The organism is Caproiciproducens sp. MSJ-32 (assembly GCF_018918055.1).
Classification (GTDB): Bacteria; Bacillota; Clostridia; order Clostridiales; family Clostridiaceae; genus Clostridium.
This window is the reverse complement of sequence record NZ_JAHLPS010000098.1, coordinates 1-24,710: the sequence shown is the minus strand read 5'-3', so window position 1 is coordinate 24,710 and position 24,710 is coordinate 1. Positions and strand designations below refer to the sequence as shown.

Here is a 24,710-nt window from a genome sequence, read left to right as displayed (position 1 = left end):
AATATCTGAAATTTATTCATTTGTACATTAATTTCTATTGAACCGCCGTGTACCGAACGGTACGCACGGTGGTGTGAGAGGACGCTGAATAAAATAATTATTCAGCTCCTACTCGATTTAATGAAAAAAGTTATCATTTATATTTAGATTTGATTATAATCACATTAACTTTTAAAGTTATCTCCTATAATAAGGCTATAGAATTGATAAAGAGATAAGCTATTTATTTAGGAGGAGATTTTATGGAAAGAAAAATTAGATTAAAAGATAATATTTATTCAGTAGGAGTTATAGACGATAGAAAAGTACCATTTCATAGACTAATATTAGAACAAGGAACAACATACAACAGCTATTTATTAGAAACAGAAAAACCAACAATAATAGATACAGTAGATATAATGTTTACAAAGCAATATATAGAAAATTTAAAAAAGATTATTGATTTAAAGAAAATACAATATATAGTTATAAATCATACAGAACCTGATCATTCTGGAGCTTTAGGCGGATTAGCAAGACAAGCTACTAATGCAACAATAATTTGTAGTGAAAAAGCTGTATATCATATAAAGGAATTATACAAACTACATGATAGAAACTTTTTAGTTGTAAAAGATAGAGATACTGTTGATATTGGTGGAAAAACATTGTTATTTAGAATGACACCATATCTTCATACAGAGGAAACAATGATTACTTACTGCATTGAAGATAAAATATTATTCCCTTGTGATGTATTTAGTACACATTTATCAGCCAATGAGACCTTTGACAGCAAGACAGATATGGATATTACAGAAGCATTTACAGTATATTATGATCTTATAATGTCACCACATAAAAAATATGTAAGACCATTAATTTCTGCATTAAAAGAATTAGAAATTGAAATGATAGCACCATCTCACGGATATGTATTAGATCAAAATATAGAAAAATATATCAGTATATATGATGAGAGAAGTAGGCAAACTAAGAAAGGAAAAAAAGCTGCTATAGTATATACAACAATGACAAATTCAACAAAAGCTATTGCAGAGAAGTTTAAGAAGGATCTTGAAGCTGAAGATATAGAAGTAGCTATATTTAATGCTGATAAGAGCGAAGAAAGTGATATTATAGAAGCCATTAGAAATTCAGATGCATTGCTATTTGGTACTTCAACAAGATATGGTGATTTAATAGGATCCATTGAAAATATTTTAAAGAAGTTAAAGGATATGAATTTAGAAGGTAAAGTAGCTGCTGCATTTGGCTCCTTTGGATGGAGTGGAGAACCTATAGAAATAATTCAGGATTACTTAAATGAAACTAATGCAAAGGTATTAAGCACTTCCTCAATAATAAAGTCTACTGGTATGATTGAAGTTAATTTCCCAGTAAGAGTAAGATTCTCTCTTAATGAAGAATCTAAGAAGGATGTAGAAAAGGCAGCAGATTATATAAGTTCAATATTATAAAATATAGCATTGCAAATCTAAGGAAAATGTTGTTAAATTAAATTAAATATATTTGATAATATATTTAATAATAGAAACCATTGTAGGAGGTATTGAGCATGAAAAAATTTATATGTGATGTTTGTGGATACATTTATGATCCAGAACTAGGAGATCCAGATAATGGAGTAGAACCAGGAACTTCCTTTGAAGATGTTCCAGAAGATTGGTTATGTCCACTTTGTGGAGTTGGTAAAGACGAATTCTCAGAATTAGAAGAGTAATTAATTTAATGAATTTTGAATTACCATATTAAAAATATAAATGGATTTAAAAATCTCTGATTATTATATATATAATTATCAGAGGTTTTTTGTTTATATTTTATAAGTAAAAATAAATTGACAAGAAATATTGTTAGAGTTATAATTCTCTATAATAAAGGGCTGATATTGTATATTTGTTAATACTCTAGCCTTCTAAGCTGGAAAGGTGGGTTCACTTCCCACTATTTCCTCCAAATGATGGGATATCGCCAAGTGGTAAGGCACCACATTCTGACTGTGGCATTCGTAGGTTCGAATCCTACTATCCTAGCCAATCTTTATTATTTTTAAATATGTTTTAATTTAAGATGAACAAGTTATTAATAAAAAAATATATTGACAATTTATCAGCTGTAAATATATAATATAAAATAAGTAATCTAAAACTAAATAACTTTTTATCTAAAGACGGAGGGACTGGCCCTGTGAAGTCTAGCAACCAAAATTATTAAGCGAAATTAGGATGATTTTTGGTGCTAAATTCTACAGGTTAACTACGTCTAAAAGATAGAAAGTTTAATGTGTTTATTACACTGCTTTCTTATTTTTTAGGAAAGCAGTTTTTTTATTTTTAAATAAAAAGGAGGGGGAAAGGTGATAGAATTAAAAAATTTATACAAAAGTTATACTACAAAAGCTGGCAAAGTAGAGGCAGTAAAAGATGTAACACTAAAGATTAATAAGGGAGATATTTATGGAATTATAGGCTTTAGTGGAGCTGGTAAATCGACCCTTGTTAGATGCATAAACCTTCTTGAAAAGCCAAATAAAGGACAAGTTATTATAGATGGTAAGAATCTTGTAACTTTATCAAATAAGGAACTTAGGAAAGAAAGAAAAAAGATAGGCATGATATTTCAACATTTTAATCTTATGAAATCAAGAACGGTATTTGAAAATATAGCTTACCCATTAAGGGGGAGTGGATTGTCTAAGGAAGAAATAAGAGGGAAAGTTTTATCTCTATTAAAACTTGTTGAACTGGAGGATAAGGAAAGTGCATATCCATCTCAATTAAGCGGCGGTCAAAAACAAAGAGTAGGAATTGCAAGGGCCTTAGCTAATGATCCAAAGGTTCTACTTTGTGATGAAGCAACTAGTGCCTTAGATCCACAGACAACGAAATCAATACTAAGGCTTTTAAAGGAAGTAAATAAAAAGCTTAATTTAACAATTGTAGTAATAACACATGAAATGCATGTAGTTAAGGAAATATGTACAAGAGTTGCTGTTATGGAAAAGGGAAGGATAGTGGAGGAAGGAAATATATTTAAAGTATTTTCAGAGCCTAAGCAAGAAATTACAAGAAGCTTTATAGAAAGTACATCTATATTAAGCAATATTAATTACCTCATAGAAGACAAATCTTCAGTTGTAGAAATTAGAGAGGATGAGAAAATTTTAAAACTTAAATATCTTGAAAATAGTACAACCGAACCAATAATTTCAATAATATCTAGGGAATTTAATGTGGATGCTAATATTATTTTTGGAAATGTTGAAATAATTGAAGATGCCCCTCTTGGAGGACTTATTGTAATTATAAGAGGAGAAGAAGAGAAAGTCCGAAATGTTATTAAATATCTTGAAGAAAATAATGTGGAAGTTGAGGTGATTAAAGATGGCAGAGTTAGCACAAAAGTTATTGCCTAATGTGGTACCAAAAGTAGATGAAATTATTAAAGCTACTGGGGAAACCCTACTTATGATTGTAGTAGCTGGTCTAATATCTTTTGTTATTGGTCTTTTTTTAGGAATAATTCTAATAGTAACAAAGAAGGGAAATATATTAGAAAATAAGCCAGTTTATTATTTTCTAGATAAGGTAATAAACGTTACAAGGTCAATACCATTTATTATTTTATTAACATTAGCTATTCCACTAACTAGGGCAATAGTAGGAACAGCAATTGGAACAAAAGGATCAATGATTCCACTGGTTTTAGGAACAGTACCCTTCTTTGCAAGACAAATAGAAAGTGCTTTAGCAGAATTAGATAAGGGTGTAATAGAAGCAGCCCAATCAATGGGGTCATCACCTTTAGAAATAATATTTAGGGTATATTTAAAAGAAAGCATACCAAACATTGTTAGAGCTACAACAATAACATTTGTAAGTTTAGTTGGGTTAACAGCCATGGCAGGAGCAGTAGGGGGAGGAGGGCTTGGAGATTTAGCAATAAGATATGGACATCAAAGATATCAAACAGATGTAACATTTGTAACTGTAATAATACTACTTATTCTAGTGAATTTAATTCAATGGGCAGGAAATAAAGTAATAAGTAAAACTACTCATTAAAAAATAATAGCAATAAGCAAAATAGGAAAGGGGAATTATAAATATGAAAGCAAAAAAATTATTAAATATAATCTTATCAGGAGTATTAGTTTTTTCATTAGCAGGATGTGGGGCACAGGCAGCAGAAGATGATAATGTTGTTAAAATTGGAGTAGTTGGTGAAGATAGTCCTCAATGGAAACCAATAATAGAAAGTTTGGCAGAAGAAGGAGTAACTGTAGAGCTTATTTCCTTCTCAGATTATAGCCAGCCAAACCAAGCTTTAGTAGATGGAGAAATAGATTTAAATGCATTTCAACACTATGCATATTTAAATCAAGATATATCAGATAGAGGATTTGATTTATCAGTTATAGGAGAAACTATAATAGCACCTCTTGGAATTTACTCAAAGAAAATCTCATCTGTTAATGAAATTCCAGCCGGAGGAAAGATTGCAATACCAAGTGATGCAACCAATGGAGGAAGGGCTTTGAAACTTCTAGAGGCAGCAGGGCTTATTAAAGTAGATGAAGCAGCAGGATATACCCCAAACTTGGACGATATAACTGAAAATCCTAAAAAGATAGAAATTATAGAAGTAGAAGCAGCGCAAACACCTAGATTGTTAGAAGATGTTGATGCATCAGTAATAAATGGAGGACATGCAGTTGATGCGGGCTTCATACCAAAAAATGATGCAATTTATTTAGAAGAAGTTAAAGAAGGTAGTGATAATCCATATATAAATGTAATTGTTGCAAGAACAGAAGATAAAGATAATGAGATTTATAAGAAGATTGTAGAAGCTTATAGAACAGATGAAGTTGCTAATATAATAGAAGAGGAGTATAAGGGCTCTTATATCACAACTTGGAAATAAAGTAAATAAAAATGGGGGCGTTTTAATGACTATAAAAGATTATGTTATAAAAGAAAAGGAATATATAACTTCTTTAAGAAGATATTTTCATCAGCATCCTGAAGAAAGCTTAAAGGAGTATAATACTGCAAATAAAATAGAAGAGGAATTAGATAAATTAAATATTCCTTATCAGAGAATTGGAGAAACTGGGGTTTTAGGAATAATAAAAGGCAAAAAGCCTTCAAATAGAGTATTAGCAATAAGAGCAGATATTGATGCTCTTAAAGTGCCAGATAATAAAGATGAAGGATATAAATCTATAAATAAGGGTTATAATCATGCTTGTGGACATGATGGACATATAGCTAGTCTTCTTGGAGCAGCAAAGATTTTAAAAGGAAGGGAGGAAGATTTAGCTGGAGAAGTAAGATTGTTTTTTCAACAAGCTGAGGAGATTGGACAAGGAGCAAGAATCTTTGTTAAAGAAGGATGTTTAGAGGGCGTAGAAGAAATTCTTGGAGCCCATGTATCATCTGAAATAGATTTGGGGAAAGTATCAGTAACGGCGGGACCATGTTGTGCATCTTGTGATTATTTTAAAATAATAGTTAAAGGAAAAGGTGGGCATGTATCTAAGCCTCACCTATCAATAGATGCCCTATATATAGCAAGTCAGATAGTAATAAATTTACAATCAATAGTGAGCAGGCAGACTGATCCAATTGATACAGTAGTTGTTGGAATAGGACTGATTAAAGGAGGAACTACTTATAATACAGTTGCAGATGAAGTTAGCTTAGAAGGAACAACAAGAACTTTTAATTTAGAATCAAGAGAAAAAACAAACAAAACAGTAGAGAAGATAGCAAAAGATATAGCTTCAATGTATGGAGCAGAGGCTATAGTAGAATTTAGGGATTATGCTGCCCCTCTTGTAAATGATGAAAGAGTTAGTAAGGAAGTTGCTGAACTGGTAAAAGGAATTATTGGGGAAGAAAATCTTATAACTAATAAACCGAAGCAATTAGGGGCTGATGATTTTGCAGACTACTTACTTTTAGTACCGGGTACCTATATTCAGGTAGGAACAAGAAATAGCTGCAATCCTAATACAGCTAAGCCGCATCATAATGAATTTTTTGATTTAGATGAAGAAGGATTACTTATTACAACAAATATAGAAGTAGAATATGTATTAAATAAGCTTAAAGAATAAATCTTATTTGAAATAAAAATAATGACCCTTCATAAAATAGAGGGTCATTATTTTATATTGATTAGGATATTGAGATTGAACCTTTATATGATCCAAATAAATTTACTTTTTTAATGTCTCCAGCTTTTATTTTAGGAAATATAGGAATACTATAAGTTTTATTAATATTAAGAGAAAATTTATTTGAAGAATTATCATACTCATCAGAGACATAATAATTATCTTTTTTTCCAGTACCTGCCCTAGTTATTTCTATATTAATTTATTATTCTTTCTATTAATTATCCAGTCACAAACTATGGGTGTAATATCAGTGGATATGGCAATTTTTGAAGTTATAGGATAAAAGGGAATTCTTTTGTGACGATAATAGGCTGGAGGATTGTAATAAGTTGTATATTTATTAAAATCTTCCTTAAGAGGACTTATTAAATCAATATTAAAATTTTTCCAGGGAAATTTATTTGTAATTGTAAGGCTTTTTGAAGCTGGTATTAAAAGAGTTTTCATTTTATCACCTCAAGAGTATATATGTATAAAGTAAAGGGACTGTGTTAACAGACTCACTAATATAAAATTTTATACTATGCTAAATCAACTTTTCCTATTATAGAGCCAAAGGAAGTGAAAGTTACATCATCACTTGAAGTGATTTGTGGTACAGCAGCTATAATTAAGGTCTCATTAATTGTAACAGGATCACTAGTTGAATTTTCGTATTCCTTAGTTATATAGAAATGTTCTACACCTGATTCAAATCTACTTACTGATAGCTGCATAACTTCGATAAAGGCTGTATTAGCTGGAACTATTCCTGAAACAATAATGTATCTTCCAGAAGCTGTTTTAGGGGTATTAAAATCAGCAGTAAATGCCATAATTTCAGCAATTTTAAATAAGGCATCATTAAGTTTTGGGTTAAGTTTTAATGATTTTTCATAAGCTTCAAAAGCTCCGTCTAAATCTCCAATAGCACAATATATGTTTCCTAATAGAAAGTAAGGTCTATAAGTGCCAACGCCTAAAATTTCTCTTAAAAAAATAGGAGAATCTCCTTCATAGACAGTTTTGGTTAAATATCCATAGTGATAAAATCTAATATCAGATATTCCTATAATACCCTCTTTATTTCTATCTTCAATTCCAGGAATAATCTGTTCATGAATATCACCTTGAAATTTATAGCCCTTTCCATTTCTTATAAGTCTTATATTTAAATTGGAGTAAATATTATGGTCGGGAGAATCTCCAGAGTAGCTAAGGGTTTCTCCGAGAAAGGCATTTAATTTAATATTCTTATTATTAATTAAATTAAGAAGTTTTTCCTTGTCTTCACTTACAAGCTCATCATCTGCATCCATAATTAAAATCCAATCTTTTGAGGCCTTGCTTAGGGAATAATTTCTAGCATTAGCAAAGCTATTATCCCATTTATAATGAAATATTTTAGCATTATACTTTTCAGCAATTTTTATAGTATTATCAGTAGATCCTGTATCAACGATAATTATTTCATCTACAATATCCTTTACGCTTTCAAGACATCGACCAAGGTTTTGTTCCTCATTTTTTACAATCATACATAAGCTTAATGACATATTAAATATCTCCTTATAAGACAAAAGTATTAGTTTTATGACTTATAATAATATATGAGTATGTTATGTTGCTGTGAGTTTAAATTTGATATAATTTATATAAATTAGTTTTTAAAGTTAGGGGAATGAGAGTAAATGAAGTTAGATAAAATACATCATGTTGCAATAATAGTATCAAATTATGAGATATCAAAAGATTTTTATGTGAATAAATTAGGTTTTGAGATTATAAGGGAAAATTATAGAGAGAACAGACAAGATTATAAATTAGACTTAAGGCTTGGAGATGTTGAGTTAGAAATATTTTGTATGAAAAATAGCCCAAAGAGGCTAACAAGACCTGAAGCATGTGGTTTAAGGCATTTAGCTTTTAAGGTTAATTGTATAGAAGATGTAATAAAGGAATTGAAAGGAAAGGGAATAGAAACAGAGCCAATAAGAATAGATGAATTTACTAATAAAAAAATGACCTTTTTTCAAGATCCAGATGGGCTACCGCTTGAACTTCATGAATAAAATTTTATATAAAATACATAAAAGAATATGGGTTTTTCCAAATTTAAAATAAATAAGGTAAAACCCATATATTATTAATCAATTGATAAAAGTTGTCCTTGCTTTAACTGCTTTTTTACTATCTTAATTTTAAATTCTTTTTCATATTTTTTTACTTTCTAAATTTCTCCATAGCATTTTGTCTTTGTTCTTTAGTCAATTTATTATGCATAGCAAAGGCATTCTTATTATGATAGTTTAATCTTTCTGCAACTAAGTCAATATTGTAGACATTATTAACAAAAACAACTGCTTTTTGAGGATTTATAGCAGAAGTTAATTTTCTTAACACTTCTGATTTTTCTCTCGGATCTGTTTTAATATATATATGTTCAATAACTGGATTTAAGGAAAAATTACTTTCATTTTTAAAGATAACAGGATCCTTCATTAATGCTTTAGCAGTTTCTAAAGTATTTTTATTTATGGTTGCAGAGAAAATTAATATTTCTCTATCTTTCATGGTCTTTTTTATAATATCTTTAACAAAGGCTGAGCTTGTATTATCTAAAAGATTGTCGGCTTCATCTATAACTATTGTTTTAATGGTATGAGCTGAAATTTTCTTTTTATTCATTAAATCTAATACTCTTCCAGGAGTACCAACTATTATATTCAGTTATGCCTTGAAGTTCTAATCCCTTTACTATATTGTCATTCAAACTTAATTCGCTAAATGATTTCATATCTTTCTCCTTTGATTTATTATTCTTAATATATTATATACATTTTTTAATAAAATAACGATGGTGAGAACATGTACAAATTTTGTACAAATAGTTAACAATCAATGGAAATATTGACATTAACTTTTTAGAATTTTAAAATTATGTTTTGGAGGGATGATATTATGAGTAATGAAAAGGGTAATATTTCAATTAATACTGAAAATATTTTTCCTATCATAAAAAAATGGTTATATTCAGATAAAGATATATTTATAAGAGAGCTTATAAGTAATGGTTGTGATGCTGTTAGTAAGCATAAAAGACTAGTATCTTTTGGAGAAGCTAAAAGTAACAATGAAGAAAATTATAAAATAATAGTTTCAGTAAGTAAAGAAAAAGGTACATTAACTTTCAGTGATAATGGAATAGGAATGACTGAGGAAGAAGTTAGAAAATATATTAATCAAGTAGCTTTCTCAGGTGCACAGGATTTTGTGGAAAAATATAAAGATAAAATGGCTGAAGGAAATGATATAATAGGCCATTTTGGACTTGGTTTTTATTCAGCATTTATGGTATCTAAGAGAGTACAAATAGATACCCTTTCATATAAAGAAGATGCGGAGGCTGTTAGATGGATTTCTGATGGCGGAACTGAATATGAAATAACTACTTCAGATACAAGAACTACAAGGGGTACAACTATAACTCTATATATAGATGATGAAAGTAAGGAGTTTTTAGATTTTTATAAAATTAGAAGTATAATTGAAAAATATTGTGGTTTTTTACCTGTAGAAATTTTCCTAAAGGATGAAGATAAAAAGGAAGAAGATAAGGAAGATAAAAAGGATAGGCCATTAAATGATATTAATCCTTTATGGCTTAAGAAACCAAGTGATTGTACAGATGAAGAATACAAAAAATTCTATCATAAGGTATTCAATGATTTCCAAGATCCTTTATTCTGGATACATTTAAATGTTGATTATCCATTTAACTTAAAAGGAATTCTTTACTTCCCTAAATTAAAAAATGAGTTTGAATTAATAGAAGGAGAAGTAAAATTATATAATAATCAAGTTTTCGTAGCAAATAATATAAAAGAAGTTATTCCTGAATTCTTATTGCTTTTAAAAGGAGCTATTGATTGCCCAGATTTACCTTTAAATGTTTCAAGAAGCTTCCTACAAAATGATAAAGATGTAAGCAGAATATCTAAACATATAGTGAAAAAAGTAGCTGATAAGTTAAATTCAATATTTAAAAATGATAGAGAAAAGTATAATGAATTCTGGGATGATATTCAATTATTTATTAAATATGGATGCCTAAGGGATGAAAGTTTCTATGATAAAATTAAAGATTCATTAATATTTAAAAATATTGAAGGCAACTATATTACTTTAAAGGATTACTTAGAAAATGCAAAAGACAAACATGAAAATAAGGTATTCTATATTAACGATACAGAAAAACAATCTCAATATATTAAGCTGTTTAAAGAATATGGATTAGATGCAGTTATACTAAGTACTCCAATAGATAACAACTTTATATCTTTCCTTGAATATAAGGTTGGAAATATTAAGTTTAATAGAGTTGATTCAGATTTATCTGATATTCTTAAAGATAAGGAAAAGAAAGAAGAAAACAAAGAAGAAAAGGATAAAATTATAGAATTATTTAAAGAAGCTATAGGAGATAAGATTAAGGAGTATTCTGTAGAAAGCTTAAAGAGTGAAGGAACTCCAGCTATGATACTTGTTTCTGAATATTCAAGAAGAATGGCAGAAATGCAAAAGCAATTTGGTGGAGTTGTTGGAATGAGCTTCCCAGAGGAAAAGACGCTTGTCATAAATGATAATAATCCTATAGTTAAGAAGTTAATATCTCTTAAAGATGATGAAAGTAAGAAAGATACAATTAAATTAATATGCAATCAAATAGTTGATTTAGCTTTAATTTCTAATAAGTCATTAAATGCAGAAGAACTTGATGAGTTTATTCAAAGAAGTAATGAAATAATGAAAAGAGTAGTTGAACTATAAATATTAAAAAATGAGTTGTTTCTTAAACTTAACGAAACAACTCATTTTTTACAAATTTCAAAAAGATACAAATAATATTTATCTAGATCTTATAATTAAAATGAAGTTAAGTATTTTAAGAAAAAAATATTCGTAAAAACTATTGCATAAAAATATTTTTCGTGATACTATGTAAATGTATTCAATTGAATATAATTTTCTTAAAAGAAAATATATTAAAATAATTTTCGGGGAGGTATATTAATGTTCAAACAATTACAAAAGTTAGGTAAATCCTTTATGTTGCCAATTGCTATACTACCAGCAGCCGGTTTATTGCTTGGTATAGGAGGAGCATTATCAAATCCTAATACCATAAATGCATATCCATTTCTAAATATAGCTTGGTTACAAGGAATTTTTGCAATTATGTCAGCTGCAGGAAATGCAGTATTTGCTAATTTATCACTTATTATATGTATTGGTCTTTGTGTAGGATTAGCTAAAAAGGATAAAGGAACTGCTGGTTTAGCAGGGGCGGTTGCCTTCTTAGTTATGAATGCTTCAATAGCAGGAATGATAACAACTTTTAATCCTGAAATAGGATCTATAGATACTGGTGTAGTTGGAGCAATAGTAATAGCGTTAATGGTATCATTTCTTCATAATAGATATAGTACAATAAAACTACCAGATGTATTAGGTTTCTTTGGCGGATCAAGATTTGTGCCAATAGTTTCATCCCTAGGAGCAGTTTTTGTTGCAGTTGTATTCTTTTTAATTTGGCCAACATTCCAAGGCTGGTTAGTAACAGCAGGTAAGGGAATAGCTGGTTTAGGTGTATTAGGAACTTTCCTATATGGTTTCCTATTAAGACTATCAGGAGCAGTAGGATTACATCATATGATTTATCCGCTATTCTGGTATACAGAATTAGGTGGAGTTGAAACTGTTGCAGGACAAGCAATAGTTGGTGCTCAAAACATATTCTTTGCTCAATTAGCTGATCCAAATCATGTTGGATTATTTACAGAAGGCACAAGATTCTTTGCAGGACGTTTTGGAACAATGATGTTTGGATTACCAGCAGCATGTTTAGCTATGTACCATTGTGTACCTAAGGAAAGAAGAAGAGCATTTTATGGTTTATTTTTAGGAACAGCATTAACTTCCTTTATTACAGGTATCACTGAACCTATAGAGTTTATGTTCTTATTTATAGCACCATGGCTATATGTAGTTCATGCCTTTTTTGATGGAGTTTCATTCTTAGTTGCTGACTTACTAAATATATCAATAGGTAATACTTTCTCAGGCGGATTAATAGACTTTACTCTATTTGGAATACTTCAAGGAAATGCTAAAACAAACTGGTTACTAGTATTAGTACAAGGTCCCATCTGGGCAGCATTATATTACTTTACATTTAAGTTCTTAATAACTAAATTTAATGTTAAAACTCCAGGAAGGGATGAAAATGCTGAAGATGGTAATGAAGAAGTAAAAGTAGTTTCTCCAAAGGATGAAATAAATAGCAAAGCAGTTCAAATTTTAGAAGCATTAGGCGGAAAAGAAAATTTAGAAGATGTTGAAGCTTGCATAACAAGATTAAGAGTTGCTGTTAAGGATGTTAAAAAAGTAGATAAGGAAAGAATAAAGAAATTAGGTGCTACTGGTGTATTAGAAGTTGGTGGTGGAATTCAAGCAATATTTGGAGCAAAAGCAGATCCATTAAGCAAGAAAATAAATGAATTAATAGGGAGAGATTAATAACAATGGAAGCAGTAAAAAGAGGACTAATAGTATCATGCCAAGCATTAGAACACGAACCATTGCATAGTTCATATATTATGAGCAGAATGGCTGTAGCTGCTAAAGAAGGTGGTGCTATAGGAATAAGAGCTAATAGCGTTGAAGATATTATTGAAATAAAAAAAGCAGTTGATTTACCTGTAATAGGAATAATAAAAATAAATTATCCTGGGATGAAGGCTTATATAACTCCAACAATGAAGGAAGTTGACGCCCTTGTTGATGCCGGAGTAGATATACTTGCATTAGATGCAACAATAAATCAAGAGGAAGAATTTTTAAAGGAAGTATTAAAAAAATATCCAAAGCAAAAGTTCTTTGCAGATATATCTACAATAGAAGAAGGTTTAAGGGCAGATAAGTTAGGTTTTCATTACATTGGAACTACTTTAGTTGGATATACAGAACATTCAAAAGGAATGAATAATTTTGATGTATTAAAGGCTTTAGTAGAAAAATGTAAGGGTAAGGTAATTGCCGAAGGGAATTTTGATACCCCTGAAAAGGCTAAAAGAGCTATAGAAATGGGGGCTTATGCTGTAGTTGTAGGAAGCGCCATAACTAGACCACAACTAATAACTAAGAAATTTAATGATGAAGTAATAAAAGCATTATAATAATAAAAAAGTATATTAGAGGTAGAAATTTTAATTTCTACTTCTATTTTTATTGATAAAATTACATTATTATACTTGGATAATTATTAAAAATTATGTATATTGTTAATATAAAAATAAATTAATGGAGGAAAATAAGTGGACATTTTATGTGAGATACAAAATAAGTATACTCAGTTTTCTGAAAAAGAAAGGGCTATAGCAGATTATATACTTCAATATGGAGATAAGATAAAAAATATAAATATTACAGATTTAGCAAAGGAAATAGGTACTTCTGGTTCTACAATAACAAGATTCTCCAAGAAAATAGGATGTGATAATTTTGTAGATATGAAAATAAAAATAAATTCAACTAATACAGAATCACATCAAGAGGAAGAAGATGGAATATTTTCTTATGTATACAAGTATTATAATGAAGTGATTGAAAAAACCAAAGTAATTATTGATAAGGATTCTATATTTAAAGTTGTAAATGAAATAAAAAAAGCAAAACATATATATATTTATGGAGTAGGAAGCTCAGGTTTAACAGGAGAAGAAATGATGCAGAGACTCCTAAGAATGGGGTTTAATGTTCATAGTATAACAGATTCCCATATGATGATAATTAATAGTTCTATTGTTTCTAAGGGAGATTTGATTATAGGAATATCTATTTCTGGAGAAACTGAGGAACTAATTCAAGCCCTAAGATTATCAAAAAAAAGAGGAGCTAAAATAGTAGGAATAACTAGCTTTAAAGAGAGTAGGGTTAGTAAACTATCTGATATAGAACTTATTGTTTATAATCCTAAATTTGTGGATAAAAATAAATTTATAAATAGCCAATTTTCTGTAATGTATATTATAGATTTAATATCAATGGTTTTATTAGAAGATTATAAGTTAAATGAAAAGATGCAAATAACTATCGATGCTATTTTAAAGAATAATTAATATAAAAAGAAAGACTATTTCAAAATAATTAAAAAATTAATTTATTTTGAGATAGTCTATTTTTATTCCGAAAAACAAGTATTATACATGTATTTTATTAATGATAGAATGTAAATTTTATTAGGCATATCTTCAATTAATTCAGAGCTATTTTCTATATTAGAAGCTAAGGAATATGTAACTGATTTAGAAAATATACTATTTGAATTATAAGAAAACCCAATAGTTGTAACATGATTTTTTTTTAAGATATCTGTAATTTCTAAAATATAATCTTCATCTTCTTCATTCGTGCAAAATAAAATGGCTAAATCGTTTTTAGATAAATCAAAAGCAATATTCTTTTGGAATATAAAATCTTGATTATATAATAGCTTGCTATTGGCATTAGGAAAACTATTATAAGCATTATAAGCAAGTTCGTTAGCATTTCCAATTCCTAAAAAGGCAACCTTTTCATAAATTATTAGATTTGATTTTAGCTTGGCCAGAGTTTTTTCGTTATTATCATGGCTAGAATTTTTTATATGTTCGAAAATAGTATTACTAAAGCCCTGAAAGTTTTTTTCAGGTTTATTTATAGGTGTAGATTTATAATTGGAGGATGTAGTAATTTCATTAGCCAAAGCTACCTTAAAAACTTGAAACTTTTTAAATCCTAATTTACGTACAAACCTTGAAACTGTTGCTTCAGATACATTTAATGCTTTAGAAAAGTCATCTATAGTATAGTAAATTACACGGTGAGGATCTTCTAATATAAAGTTAGCTATTTCAATTTCTTTAGCACTTAATTTGCTATAATTTTTGCGCATTTGAAGAAGGCAACTCATTTCTTTAGACATTAAATAAATCCTTTCTATAGTGTTATAATTTATTGTTATTATACAATAAAAAAAGTAAAAAATAAAATAAATAAAAAAACTAAAAGAAAATTTATTTCAGGTATTGAAAAAAACTTTCATAAGTGTTATATTAATGTCAGATAGTTTAGGGCCTTAAACTAAACGACATTTTAAAGTAAACGTGTACAAAGATATTATAAAACAATTTTTATTTAAGTTCCATATAAATTAAATAAAGAGGTGTAAAAAATGGAAGCATTTATTAAGTTTTTGGAAAATAAAATGATGCCTATTGCTGGTAAGATAGCAGCCGAAAGACATATAAGAGCTTTGAGAGATGGATTATCAATTACAATGCCGCTTATTATTGTTGGATCAATATTTATGATTTTAGGTAACTTGCCTATAGATGGTTATGCAGATTTTGTAAACGGTATAATTCCGGACTTTACTACAAAAATTCTATATCCCGTAAGAGTAACATTTGATATTGTTTCTTTACTAGCCGTATTTTCAATTTCTTATTATCTTGCTAAAGATAAAGAAGTTGACGGATTATCAGCAGGTGCAATAGCATTATCAGCATTTTTACTATTAATACCTGTTTTAAATATAAATGAAACTTTACAAAGTGGTGAAATTTTAAATTTAGGAAGGGTTTGGCAAACAACAAATTTTTCAGCAGGTGGACTAGTTGCCGCAATTTTAACAGCAATAATTTCAACTGAAATTTTTATATACATAGTAAATAAAAATTGGGTAATCAAGATGCCAGATTCAGTTCCACCAGCAGTATCAAAATCATTTTCAGCAATAACACCAGCTTTAGTAATATTAGTAGTATTTTTAGGAATAAGATTATTCTTTGAAGCAACAAGCTATGAAACAGTCTTTGCATTTATTAGTAAATTCTTAGAAGCACCAATAGCAGCTGTTGGATTATCTTTTGGTGGTACTTTATCAACAATTTTCTTATATCACTTTTTCTGGACAATGGGTATCCATGGAACAAGAGTTGTATTTGGAGTAATGGATTCAATATTATTACCAGCAATGGATCAAAACAGACTTGCTTTAGAAGCAGGAGCAGAACTTCCTAATATTGTTACAAAGCAATTCCATGATATTTTTGTAAACGGTATAGGTGGTTGTGGAGCAACTTTAGGTTTAATAGTAGTAATGATAATTTTTGCTAAATCAAAGCAATTAAAGACAATATCAAAATTAGCAATAGGACCAGCAATATTTAATATATCAGAACCAATTATATTTGGTATTCCAGTAGTTTTAAATCCAATAATGATAATACCCTTCGTTATAGGACCAATGTTAGCAGGAGCAATAACTTATTTATCAATGTATTTCGGATTAGTTTCAGCACCAGCAGGTATTGCAGTACCTTGGACAACACCATTATTTATATCAGGTATATTGGCAACTAATGGAGATATAATGGCAGGGGTTATACAATTTATCAATGTAATAGTAGTAGGTCTTGTATATCTACCATTTGTAAAAGTTTATGATAGACAATTAGTTGAACAAGAAAAATCTTTAGAACTTGAAGAAGCTGAATCAGACGCAATAGCATAAGAATTGTTAATCATAGAAAAAATTAATAGAATAGGAGAATTTTTATGGAAGATTTAGAAAGCGTAGCATTTGGAATTATCACATTTAGTGGAGATGGCAGAAGTTATGCAATTGAAGCAATAAGAGAAGCAAAGAACGGAAATATAGAACAAGCAGAAGAATTAATGAAAAAATGTGGAGAAGCATTTACTATGGCTCATAACATGCAAACTGAGCTATTAACTAAGGAAGCACAAGGAGATAAGGTTAAATTAGATTTGTTATTTGTTCATGCTCAGGATCACTTAATGACTGGATTAACAGTAAGGCAGCTTGCAGAAGAAATAATAGATTTAAGAAAAGATCTAATTAAGGTTATTAATAAAAATTAGTTAGAAATTTAAAAGTTCACAGTATAAAATACTTAATTGTTTAGGTGGGCTTAACAAAGCATACTGTGAACTTCCAATTTTATTATTAAGGAGTGAATATAAATGGCACTAAAGAAAGTAAATCTTCCTGAGAATTTTATATTAGGAGCTGCAGCGTCAGCATGGCAAACAGAAGGCTGGACAGGAAAAACTGAAAAAAATATGAACTATATGGATGGATGGTATAAGGCTGTTCCTGAATTATGGCATGATGCTATTGGCCCTACTGTAGCTGCTGATTTATATAACAGATATAAAGAAGATGCAGGACTTATGAAGGAAGTAGGATTAAATGCCTTTAGAACCTCAATTGACTGGTCAAGATTTATTAAAGACTATGAGACTGGTGAAGTAAATGAAGAAGCTGTTCAATTTTATAATGATTATATAGATGAAATAAAGAAAAACGGCGTAGAGCCAATGATATGTTTAGAACATTATGAATTACCATTATATTTATTTGAAAAGTATGGTGGATGGGGTTCTAAAAAGGTTGTAGATTTCTTTGTAAAGTATGCAGAACAAGTGTTTAAACATTTTGGACATAAAGTTAAGTATTGGTTTACCTTTAATGAACCGATAGTTGTTCAAACTAGAGTTTATCTTGATGCAATAAGATGGCCATATGAACAAAATACAGCTAAATGGATGCAATGGAACCATAACAAGGTTTTAGCTAATGCAAAGGTTGTAAAATTATTTAAAGAATTAGGTTTGGAAGGTAAGATTGGAGCTATATTAAATCCGGAAGTTACTTATCCAAGATCAAGTGCAGAGCATGATAAAAAAGCTGCATATATGTATGATTTATATTTTAATAGAGTATTTATGGATCCTATGTTAAAGGGAGAATATCCACAGGATTTAATTGAAGATTTAAAAAAGCACAATTGTATGTTTGATTATACTGAAGAAGAATTAGAAATAATTAAAAACAATACTATTGAATTCTTAGGATTAAATCTATACTATCCACATAGAGTAAAGGCTAGATCAACAGCATGGAATGAAGAAATACCTTTCCATCCAGCTCGTTATTACGAATTATTTGATCTACCTGGAAAGAAAATGAATCCTTTCAGGGGCTGGGAGATATATCCTAAAATAATATACGATATTGGTATAAGACTTAAAGAAGAATATAACAATGTAGAGTGGATTGTAGCAGAAAGCGGAATGGGAGTTCAAAATGAAGCTCAATATAAAAATGAAGATGGACAAATTCAAGATGATTATAGAATTGAATATATATCACAACATTTATATTGGACTTTAAAAGCAATAGAAGATGGATCTAATTGCAAGGGATATATGTTATGGGCTTTCATGGATAATGTTTCACCACAAAATGCATTTAAAAATAGATATGGGTTAGTAGAAGTTAATTTAGAGGATAATAGAAATAGAAGAATTAAAAAATCTGGAAATTGGTACAAGAAAGTACAAGATAATAGAAGCTTTGAAGTAGAAATATTTGAAAATGAATATAAATAATAATGATAGAAACAATAGGAGTGATTAAATATGCAAAAAATTTTATTAGTTTGTTCAGCAGGAATGTCAACAAGTTTATTAGTAACAAAGATGGAAAAAGAAGCTGAGAAGAGAGGATTAGATACTAAGATTTGGGCAGTATCAACAGATGCAGCTTTAAGAAATATGGAAGAAGCAGATGTAGTTCTATTAGGACCACAAATAAGATTTATGTTAAATGATATGAAGAGTAAGGGAGAAAAGTATGGTTTAAATGTTGAAGTTATTCCATCAGTAGATTATGGAATGTGTAATGGGGCTAAAGTTTTAGATTTAGCATTAAAATTAATAAAGAAATAATAAATGAAAATAGTGTCTTTATATTAAAAGACACTATTTTTATAAAATAGGAGGAGAAAAATGAGTAATTTTCAAAAAGTAAGAGAAGTAGCTTATGAAATGGATAGTTTAAGGATGGGGATGGGCTGGAAGAAAGAGGACTTAGAAAAGAAGCAGATAATAATAGAAAGCAGTTATGGAAAAAGCCATCCAGGAAGTGCTCATTTAAATAGAGTTTCAAGACTATGTAGTGAAGTTATTTTAAATGAGGGAGGATATCCAGCGGATTATTATGTAACTGATATTTGCGATGGACAAGCTCAAGGCCATGATGGAATAAATTATTCATTAGCCTCTAGGGAAATGATTGCAAATATGATTGAAATACATGTAAATGCAACAGCTTTTGATGGGGGAATATTTATTGCAAGCTGCGATAAATCAGTTCCAGCTCATTTAATGGGAATGGCAAGAACTAATATACCATCTATTTTTATTCCTGGAGGAGTAATGAGAGCAGGAGAAGGTGGTTTAACATTAAATCAAATAGGTACTTATGCTGCTATGTATAAGAGAAATGAGATTACAAAAGAACAATATGAAGAGTATAAGGAAAAAGCGTGTCCATCATATGGAGCATGTTCTTTTTTAGGAACTGCTATTACCATGCAGTTATTAAGTGAAGCCTTAGGGTTAGCATTACCAGGCTCAGCAGCAATAGCTGCAGCTAGTCCTGAGCATGAAGAATATATTAAGAAAGCTGCAGAGACAGTATTAAATTTAGTTGAGAAAAATATAACTCCAAAAGATATATTAACTAAAGAAGCATTTGAAAATGCAATAATAGTACATGCAGCAATTGGAGGGTCAAGTAATTCACTCCTTCATATACCTGCTATTGCAAATGAAGTAGGAATAAAAATTACTGCTGAAGATTTTGATAGAATTCATAGAAAAGTTCCATATATACTAAATGTAAGACCAAGCGGAAAGTATCCTGCAGATTGTTTAAGCTATATAGGAAGATTACCGGGAATAATGCTAGAATTAAGAGACTATTTACACCTAGATTGTATGACTGTTACAGGAAAAACATTAGGTGAAAATTTAGATGAATTTGAGAAAAATTTTGTTAAAAATGACCCTTATGGTGATATATTATTTACAGTAGAAAAGCCTATAAATAAAGAAGGGTCCTTAGCAGTTCTTAAGGGAAATTTAGCACCATTAGGCTGTGTAATAAAACATTCAGCAATTCAAAAATCTCAATGGAAACAAAGGTTAAGAGCTGTAGTTTTTGACTGTGAAGAAGATGCATATAATGCAGTTATTAATAAAGATATAAAAGCTGGAGATGCTGTTATTATAAGATATGAAGGACCAAAGGGAACTGGAATGCCAGAAATGTTTTATACAACAGAAGCAATTTCATCTGATCCAGAATTAAATAGTACTGTTGCTTTAATAACAGATGGAAGATTTTCAGGGGCAACTAGGGGACCAGCTATAGGTCATGTATCACCAGAAGCCTTTTCAGGAGGACCAATAGCATATATAGAAAATGGTGATATTATTGAAATTGACATAGAAAATAGAGCTATTAATATAGTAGATATAGACAATAAAAATCTTACTATAAATGAAGTCAATGCTATTTTAGAAAAAAGAAAACTAGAGAAAAAGTTAAAAGGAAGTAAATATAGCAAAGGGCTTTTAGGAAATTATTGCAAGAATGCAGTTTCAGGAATAGAAGGAGCATATATAAAAAATAACTAATTTAATAGAATTTAAAAAGAAGATTGTTTTCAATCTTCTTTTTTTATAATCTATTTTTTTCTTAATTTAGCTTCTATAATTTTATATAAAAAATTAAAAAAAATATTGATCTTTACGCTACGTTATACTTTATCATTATAATTGTTAGGAGGTAATGATATGGAATATACAATTAACAAATTAGCACAGATGGCAGGAGTAAGTACTAGAACATTAAGATATTATGATGAAATAGGCCTATTGAAACCTTGTAGAGTTAACTCTTCAGGCTATAGAATTTATGGAGAGAAAGAAGTGGACTTACTTCAGCAAATTATGCTTTATAGATCAATGGATATAAAGTTAGAAGATATAAAAGAAATTATTTATAATAAGGATTTTGATATAAATAAATCCTTAATTGAGCACAGAGAAAGACTTATCTCCAGACGAAATCAATTAGATTTGCTTATTAAGACAGTAGAAAAAACAATACAATATAATAAAGGAGAGATAAAAATGACAAATAGAGAAAAATTTGAAGGATTTAAAAAGCAAGTTTTAGAAGAAAACGAAAGAAAATATGGTAAAGAAATTAGGGAAAAATATGGTGAAGAAACTATAGAGGAATCTAATAAAAAGTGGATGAATATGACTGAAGAAGATTTTAATAAAATGAAGAATATTGAAAAAGAAATGTTTGAAGCTTTAAAGGAAGTTATCAAAACAAAGGATTTAGAATCACAAGCAGCGAAAGAGGTTTATGAAAGGCATAAGGAATGGTTAACTTTTTCATGGCCAAATTATTCTGCTGAAGCGCATATGGGCTTAGCAGAAATGTATCTTGCAGATGAAAGATTTGCAAAATATTATAATAATGCAGCTGAATCAATTGAAGCGACAGAAGTTTTAAGAGATTGTATAGTTAAATACGCAAAATAATTTTATTAGATATTTAAGTTAATATTGAAGCTTAAGGTATGTTTTGTTAGTATAGACCTATAAGGGGGAATGAATTTATGAAATTAATTGTAAATGCTGATGACTTTGGCTTTAGTAAAGCAGTAAACTATGGTATAATTGAAGCTCATAAAACTGGAATTATAACTAGTACTACTATAATGGCTGGTATGCCGGCTTTTGACCATGCAGTAGAACTTCTTAAAGAAAATCCTGAATTAGGATGTGGAGTTCATTTAACTCTGAGTGCTTATAAGCCAGTTTTAAAAACTCATAAAACCATAGTAGATGAGGAAGGAAATTTTGATAGGAAATTACTAACAAAGCAGGATTTTAATAAGATAGACTTAAATGAAGTATTTGGAGAATTTTGTGCACAAATTGAGAAGGTTAGATCAAAGGGAATTAATATTACTCATTTAGATTCTCATCATCATGTTCATACCTTTGAATTTTTAAAACCTGTTATAGAAGAAATTTTAAAGAAGTATAAGCTTCCAATAAGGGGCGGTTTAAATTATAAACTAGATTATGACATGGTAGTGCCTTTTGAAGGTGCTTTTTATGATGAAGCTGTTTCAGTTGAATCTTTTGAAAGAATAATAGATAAAAACTATGAATTAGTAGAAGTAATGTCTCACCCTGCTTATGTAGATTTATTTTTATTAAAGAACAGTTCCTATAATTTAAAAAGATTAGAAGAATTAGAAGTTATTACTTCACAAGAATTAAAGGAATTTTTAAAAGAAAATAGTATTGAATTAATAAATTATAGGAATATTTAATATAGTTAATAATACAGTTGATGGGAGTTTTAGTTATAAAAATTCCTAATCAACTGTTTTTTTATATATAATTAAAGATAGTAGAGAATTTTTGATAGAGGTAAGTGAAAATTTATGGGGCGAAAAGATAAGGTTATAAAAGAAGAAATATCAAAGGGAAAATTAATAGATAAAAGGGAATTAGGATATTATTCAACTCCAGATTATATATGTAATTACATAGCAGAAAGACTATTTTCTATAAATAATAAAGGAAAGAGTGTTTTTGATCCCTGCTGTGGAAGGGAGGAAATGTTAAGACCTTTTATAAATAAAAATATTAAATGCTATGGAATAGATATATATAGATATAAGGATATATATGAATGTAGTTTTGAAAATAGAGATTTTTTAGATTTTTATTTTTCAAACATAGATTTTGGGAGAACAATTAATACTTTAGAGTATGATTATTATGTGTTAAATCCACCTTATAATTGTCATGAAGTAAAATATATTAAAGAAAATAAGGACAAATTAAAGTCAAAATTTAAAGATGTTGGAATTCAAAATATGTATCTCATGTTTATATCTGCAGTAATAGACTTGGCTAAAGAAGGAGCCTTGATAGGAATAATTACAAATGATTCTTTTTTTACTGCAAAAATTTATAAAAATTTTAGAAGAAAAATATTAGAAAAATGTTCTATTCATGAAATTACCATGTGTCCAACAGACTTATTTATAAGTCAAGGAGCAGATGTTAGAACAAGCATAATAATTTTACAAAAGGGTACTAAATATCAGGGAAAAATTATTTTAAATAATAGGACTAATAACAAAAGAAATTTTGAAGCAAAAATTAAAAAGGGAGAATTAGAAAACAATAAATATTTTATAGAGGATATAGTATTAGATAAGGATAGAGATAATCTAGAATTTTTAATAGAATGTCCTAAGGAAATTAAGCTTCTTTTTAATAATAGGAGAATAGGGGATATATATAAATGTATAACGGGTATATCTACAGGAAATGATAAATTATACTTATCTAGGGAATGCAAAGGCCAATATAAAGTGCCTTTCTATAAAAATCCAGGTAAGGATAAGTTTTATACAGAGAAAATACTTTATATAGATAAAGATTTTATTGAAATAGCTAAAAAGGTATCTAATTTTATAGTTAGAAATAAAGAAGATTTATTTAATGAAGGAGTTATATGCTCTTCTATGGGAGTTGAATTTTCTGCCTGTAAGCTTCCTAAAGGCAGTGTTTTTGGTGTTAATTGCTGTATTTTATGTGATGAAGAAGAGAGCTTTTTTTTATTATCTTATTTAAACTCAAACTTGGTAAGTTATTTAGTAAGGGGATTATTAAACAGAAGCAATATGATTACTTCTGGCTATATAGCAAGAATACCATTAATTAATTTTACAAAGAAAGAAAAAGAGAAACTTATTTTATTAGGTAGGTTAGCTTATAACAATTCAAAGAATAGAGAAGATATACAAGAAATTCTTAGAGAAATAAATAATGAAATTAATAAGGCCTGCAGGTTAAGTGCTAAGACAATCTATTATATAGAAGAATTTATAGAAGATTTGGTTAGGAAGGCTTAAATAAAAGCAAATAAAAAACAGTCTTTAATGGACTGTTTTTTGTGTTTTTAGTCCTCATACATGTCAAATTCTTCTTTTGTAGCACCACAAACTGGACATACCCAATCGTCTGGAAGATCTTCAAAAGGAGTATCTTCATATACATCATTATCAGGATCTCCTAATTCAGGATCATAAATATAAGTGCAGGAAAGGCATATATATTTTTGTGGAACCATTAATAACCTCCTAAAAATCTTTTATATGTTACAATGTATTGAGTATGTAATAAAAATATGATATAAAACAAAATTATTATTAAAAAGTTTTTGTGATATTTATAAAAATAAAAAGCTATTTTAGTTTAAAATAATAAAATGTACCCTATGGAATAGACAATTTAAAAAAAGTCTATGCCATAGGGTATTTTTATGTATAATAAAATAAATATCATTAGGAGAAGAATGTAATGAGCAAAAAATTATTTACAGAAAAAGAAATAGAAATATTTGAGGAATGTGGATTTAACATAGATATTTTAGGTATGAAACGTGTTGAATCATCAGGTAAAAGATGGCGCTCCGCATTTCGCAGAAATGGAATAACTCAATTACAGGACA

At 28.9% G+C, this 24,710-nt stretch carries 24 protein-coding genes, 2 tRNA genes and 1 riboswitch; of the genes, 21 read left to right on the top strand and 5 right to left on the bottom strand.

All coding sequences use genetic code 11. The annotated features are described in order from the left end of the window. Nucleotides 1–242 precede the first annotated feature (242 nt). The 8 genes from KQI16_RS10910 to KQI16_RS10875 all read left to right on the top strand — a co-directional run bounded on the left by KQI16_RS10910 (nt 243) and on the right by KQI16_RS10875 (nt 6,130). Nucleotides 243–1,463: an FprA family A-type flavoprotein gene (locus tag KQI16_RS10910; protein ID WP_216434398.1), complete on the top strand. Its 1,221-nt coding sequence runs from the start codon at nt 243–245 to the stop codon at nt 1,461–1,463. A 98-nt stretch (nt 1,464–1,561) separates the two neighbouring features. Next, on the top strand, nt 1,562–1,726 hold the full coding sequence (gene rd / locus KQI16_RS10905) for a rubredoxin (RefSeq protein WP_119866493.1): 165 nt from the start codon (nt 1,562–1,564) through the stop codon (nt 1,724–1,726). 159 nt (nt 1,727–1,885) lie between these two features. Further along, a tRNA-Arg gene (locus KQI16_RS10900) sits at nt 1,886–1,962 on the top strand. Nucleotides 1,963–1,967: 5 nt separating this feature from the next. Beyond that, a tRNA-Gln gene (locus KQI16_RS10895) sits at nt 1,968–2,042 on the top strand. A 121-nt stretch (nt 2,043–2,163) separates the two neighbouring features. Then, a riboswitch (SAM riboswitch) is annotated at nt 2,164–2,282 on the top strand. 80 nt (nt 2,283–2,362) lie between these two features. Further along, nucleotides 2,363–3,421: a methionine ABC transporter ATP-binding protein gene (locus tag KQI16_RS10890; protein ID WP_216434396.1), complete on the top strand. Its 1,059-nt coding sequence runs from the start codon at nt 2,363–2,365 to the stop codon at nt 3,419–3,421. After that, a complete protein-coding gene (locus tag KQI16_RS10885) occupies nt 3,390–4,070 on the top strand; it encodes a methionine ABC transporter permease (protein WP_216434394.1) in 681 nt (226 codons plus the stop codon). Before KQI16_RS10890 ends, KQI16_RS10885 begins: the two co-directional genes overlap by 32 nt. Nucleotides 4,071–4,113: 43 nt before the next feature. Next, on the top strand, nt 4,114–4,932 hold the full coding sequence (locus KQI16_RS10880; RefSeq protein WP_216434392.1) for a MetQ/NlpA family ABC transporter substrate-binding protein: 819 nt from the start codon (nt 4,114–4,116) through the stop codon (nt 4,930–4,932). A gap of 25 nt (nt 4,933–4,957) precedes the next feature. Further along, on the top strand, nt 4,958–6,130 hold the full coding sequence (locus KQI16_RS10875; protein ID WP_119866489.1) for a M20 metallopeptidase family protein: 1,173 nt from the start codon (nt 4,958–4,960) through the stop codon (nt 6,128–6,130). A 252-nt stretch (nt 6,131–6,382) separates the two neighbouring features. On the opposite strand, the gene KQI16_RS13120 is transcribed toward KQI16_RS10875, so the two are convergent. Further along, nucleotides 6,383–6,640 (bottom strand): hypothetical protein, encoded by a 258-nt coding sequence (locus KQI16_RS13120; RefSeq protein WP_286173076.1) that lies wholly within the window; start codon nt 6,638–6,640, stop codon nt 6,383–6,385. Nucleotides 6,641–6,714: 74 nt separating this feature from the next. Continuing rightward, nucleotides 6,715–7,728, bottom strand: coding sequence for a glycosyltransferase (locus tag KQI16_RS10865; protein WP_216434390.1), 1,014 nt, complete (start codon nt 7,726–7,728; stop codon nt 6,715–6,717). 135 nt (nt 7,729–7,863) lie between these two features. On the opposite strand from KQI16_RS10865, the gene gloA2 reads away from it, so the two are divergent. Further along, the gene (gene gloA2 / locus KQI16_RS10860; RefSeq protein WP_119866485.1) at nt 7,864–8,244 is read left to right on the top strand and encodes an SMU1112c/YaeR family gloxylase I-like metalloprotein; all 381 of its coding nucleotides are present in this window, start codon (nt 7,864–7,866) and stop codon (nt 8,242–8,244) included. Between the two features lie 151 nt (nt 8,245–8,395). Here the strand turns inward: gloA2 and KQI16_RS10855 are convergent, their stop codons facing one another. Beyond that, nucleotides 8,396–8,860 carry a DEAD/DEAH box helicase gene (locus tag KQI16_RS10855; protein WP_216434388.1) on the bottom strand — a complete coding sequence of 155 codons (465 nt, stop codon included), beginning with the start codon at nt 8,858–8,860 and terminating at the stop codon, nt 8,396–8,398. A gap of 273 nt (nt 8,861–9,133) precedes the next feature. On the opposite strand from KQI16_RS10855, the gene htpG reads away from it, so the two are divergent. The 4 genes from htpG to KQI16_RS10835 all read left to right on the top strand — a co-directional run bounded on the left by htpG (nt 9,134) and on the right by KQI16_RS10835 (nt 14,352). Further along, complete coding sequence (gene htpG / locus KQI16_RS10850) at nt 9,134–11,002, top strand: molecular chaperone HtpG (RefSeq protein ID WP_216434361.1); 1,869 nt, start codon at nt 9,134–9,136, stop codon at nt 11,000–11,002. Between the two features lie 243 nt (nt 11,003–11,245). Continuing rightward, entirely contained in the window at nt 11,246–12,751 is a 1,506-nt protein-coding gene (locus KQI16_RS10845) for a PTS transporter subunit EIIC (RefSeq protein WP_216434359.1), read from the top strand. 5 nt (nt 12,752–12,756) lie between these two features. Beyond that, entirely contained in the window at nt 12,757–13,410 is a 654-nt protein-coding gene (locus KQI16_RS10840; protein WP_216434357.1) for an N-acetylmannosamine-6-phosphate 2-epimerase, read from the top strand. A 138-nt stretch (nt 13,411–13,548) separates the two neighbouring features. Further along, on the top strand, nt 13,549–14,352 hold the full coding sequence (locus tag KQI16_RS10835; RefSeq protein WP_216434355.1) for a MurR/RpiR family transcriptional regulator: 804 nt from the start codon (nt 13,549–13,551) through the stop codon (nt 14,350–14,352). A gap of 62 nt (nt 14,353–14,414) precedes the next feature. On the opposite strand, the gene KQI16_RS10830 is transcribed toward KQI16_RS10835, so the two are convergent. After that, the gene (locus KQI16_RS10830; RefSeq protein ID WP_216434353.1) at nt 14,415–15,197 is read right to left on the bottom strand and encodes a MurR/RpiR family transcriptional regulator; all 783 of its coding nucleotides are present in this window, start codon (nt 15,195–15,197) and stop codon (nt 14,415–14,417) included. 249 nt (nt 15,198–15,446) lie between these two features. On the opposite strand from KQI16_RS10830, the gene celB reads away from it, so the two are divergent. The 8 genes from celB (at nt 15,447) to KQI16_RS10790 (ending at nt 24,111) form a co-directional block, all read left to right on the top strand. Further along, nucleotides 15,447–16,790, top strand: coding sequence for a PTS cellobiose transporter subunit IIC (gene celB, locus KQI16_RS10825; protein ID WP_216434351.1), 1,344 nt, complete (start codon nt 15,447–15,449; stop codon nt 16,788–16,790). Nucleotides 16,791–16,834: 44 nt separating this feature from the next. Further along, entirely contained in the window at nt 16,835–17,161 is a 327-nt protein-coding gene (locus KQI16_RS10820) for a PTS lactose/cellobiose transporter subunit IIA (RefSeq protein ID WP_216434350.1), read from the top strand. Between the two features lie 102 nt (nt 17,162–17,263). Further along, complete coding sequence (locus tag KQI16_RS10815; protein ID WP_216434348.1) at nt 17,264–18,694, top strand: glycoside hydrolase family 1 protein; 1,431 nt, start codon at nt 17,264–17,266, stop codon at nt 18,692–18,694. Nucleotides 18,695–18,724: 30 nt separating this feature from the next. Further along, nucleotides 18,725–19,033, top strand: a complete 309-nt coding sequence (locus tag KQI16_RS10810) for a PTS sugar transporter subunit IIB (RefSeq protein WP_216434345.1) — start codon at nt 18,725–18,727, stop codon at nt 19,031–19,033. Between the two features lie 60 nt (nt 19,034–19,093). Beyond that, nucleotides 19,094–20,788 carry a dihydroxy-acid dehydratase gene (ilvD, locus tag KQI16_RS10805; protein ID WP_216434344.1) on the top strand — a complete coding sequence of 565 codons (1,695 nt, stop codon included), beginning with the start codon at nt 19,094–19,096 and terminating at the stop codon, nt 20,786–20,788. Between the two features lie 159 nt (nt 20,789–20,947). Beyond that, entirely contained in the window at nt 20,948–21,709 is a 762-nt protein-coding gene (locus KQI16_RS10800) for a MerR family transcriptional regulator (protein WP_216434342.1), read from the top strand. 77 nt (nt 21,710–21,786) lie between these two features. Then, nucleotides 21,787–22,512 (top strand): chitin disaccharide deacetylase, encoded by a 726-nt coding sequence (gene chbG / locus KQI16_RS10795; RefSeq protein WP_216434340.1) that lies wholly within the window; start codon nt 21,787–21,789, stop codon nt 22,510–22,512. Between the two features lie 114 nt (nt 22,513–22,626). Beyond that, nucleotides 22,627–24,111: an HsdM family class I SAM-dependent methyltransferase gene (locus tag KQI16_RS10790; RefSeq protein ID WP_216434339.1), complete on the top strand. Its 1,485-nt coding sequence runs from the start codon at nt 22,627–22,629 to the stop codon at nt 24,109–24,111. A 47-nt stretch (nt 24,112–24,158) separates the two neighbouring features. Here the strand turns inward: KQI16_RS10790 and rd (KQI16_RS10785) are convergent, their stop codons facing one another. After that, on the bottom strand, nt 24,159–24,329 hold the full coding sequence (gene rd, locus KQI16_RS10785) for a rubredoxin (RefSeq protein WP_216434336.1): 171 nt from the start codon (nt 24,327–24,329) through the stop codon (nt 24,159–24,161). Between the last annotated feature and the right edge of the window lie 381 nt (nt 24,330–24,710).

Bases quoted from the DNA above. Each gene is read 5' to 3' on its own strand.
- KQI16_RS10910 (WP_216434398.1), top strand. From the start codon at position 243: ATGGAAAGAAAAATTAGATTAAAAGATAATATTTATTCAGTAGGAGTT.
- rd (WP_119866493.1), top strand. From the start codon at position 1,562: ATGAAAAAATTTATATGTGATGTTTGTGGATACATTTATGATCCAGAA.
- KQI16_RS10885 (WP_216434394.1), top strand. From the start codon at position 3,390: ATGGCAGAGTTAGCACAAAAGTTATTGCCTAATGTGGTACCAAAAGTA.
- KQI16_RS10880 (WP_216434392.1), top strand. From the start codon at position 4,114: ATGAAAGCAAAAAAATTATTAAATATAATCTTATCAGGAGTATTAGTT.
- KQI16_RS10875 (WP_119866489.1), top strand. From the start codon at position 4,958: ATGACTATAAAAGATTATGTTATAAAAGAAAAGGAATATATAACTTCT.
- KQI16_RS13120 (WP_286173076.1), bottom strand. From the start codon at position 6,640: ATGAAAACTCTTTTAATACCAGCTTCAAAAAGCCTTACAATTACAAAT.
- KQI16_RS10865 (WP_216434390.1), bottom strand. From the start codon at position 7,728: ATGTCATTAAGCTTATGTATGATTGTAAAAAATGAGGAACAAAACCTT.
- gloA2 (WP_119866485.1), top strand. From the start codon at position 7,864: ATGAAGTTAGATAAAATACATCATGTTGCAATAATAGTATCAAATTAT.
- KQI16_RS10855 (WP_216434388.1), bottom strand. From the start codon at position 8,860: ATGAATAAAAAGAAAATTTCAGCTCATACCATTAAAACAATAGTTATA.
- htpG (WP_216434361.1), top strand. From the start codon at position 9,134: ATGAGTAATGAAAAGGGTAATATTTCAATTAATACTGAAAATATTTTT.
- KQI16_RS10845 (WP_216434359.1), top strand. From the start codon at position 11,246: ATGTTCAAACAATTACAAAAGTTAGGTAAATCCTTTATGTTGCCAATT.
- KQI16_RS10840 (WP_216434357.1), top strand. From the start codon at position 12,757: ATGGAAGCAGTAAAAAGAGGACTAATAGTATCATGCCAAGCATTAGAA.
- KQI16_RS10830 (WP_216434353.1), bottom strand. From the start codon at position 15,197: ATGTCTAAAGAAATGAGTTGCCTTCTTCAAATGCGCAAAAATTATAGC.
- celB (WP_216434351.1), top strand. From the start codon at position 15,447: ATGGAAGCATTTATTAAGTTTTTGGAAAATAAAATGATGCCTATTGCT.
- KQI16_RS10820 (WP_216434350.1), top strand. From the start codon at position 16,835: ATGGAAGATTTAGAAAGCGTAGCATTTGGAATTATCACATTTAGTGGA.
- KQI16_RS10815 (WP_216434348.1), top strand. From the start codon at position 17,264: ATGGCACTAAAGAAAGTAAATCTTCCTGAGAATTTTATATTAGGAGCT.
- KQI16_RS10810 (WP_216434345.1), top strand. From the start codon at position 18,725: ATGCAAAAAATTTTATTAGTTTGTTCAGCAGGAATGTCAACAAGTTTA.
- ilvD (WP_216434344.1), top strand. From the start codon at position 19,094: ATGAGTAATTTTCAAAAAGTAAGAGAAGTAGCTTATGAAATGGATAGT.
- KQI16_RS10800 (WP_216434342.1), top strand. From the start codon at position 20,948: ATGGAATATACAATTAACAAATTAGCACAGATGGCAGGAGTAAGTACT.
- chbG (WP_216434340.1), top strand. From the start codon at position 21,787: ATGAAATTAATTGTAAATGCTGATGACTTTGGCTTTAGTAAAGCAGTA.
- KQI16_RS10790 (WP_216434339.1), top strand. From the start codon at position 22,627: ATGGGGCGAAAAGATAAGGTTATAAAAGAAGAAATATCAAAGGGAAAA.
- rd (WP_216434336.1), bottom strand. From the start codon at position 24,329: ATGGTTCCACAAAAATATATATGCCTTTCCTGCACTTATATTTATGAT.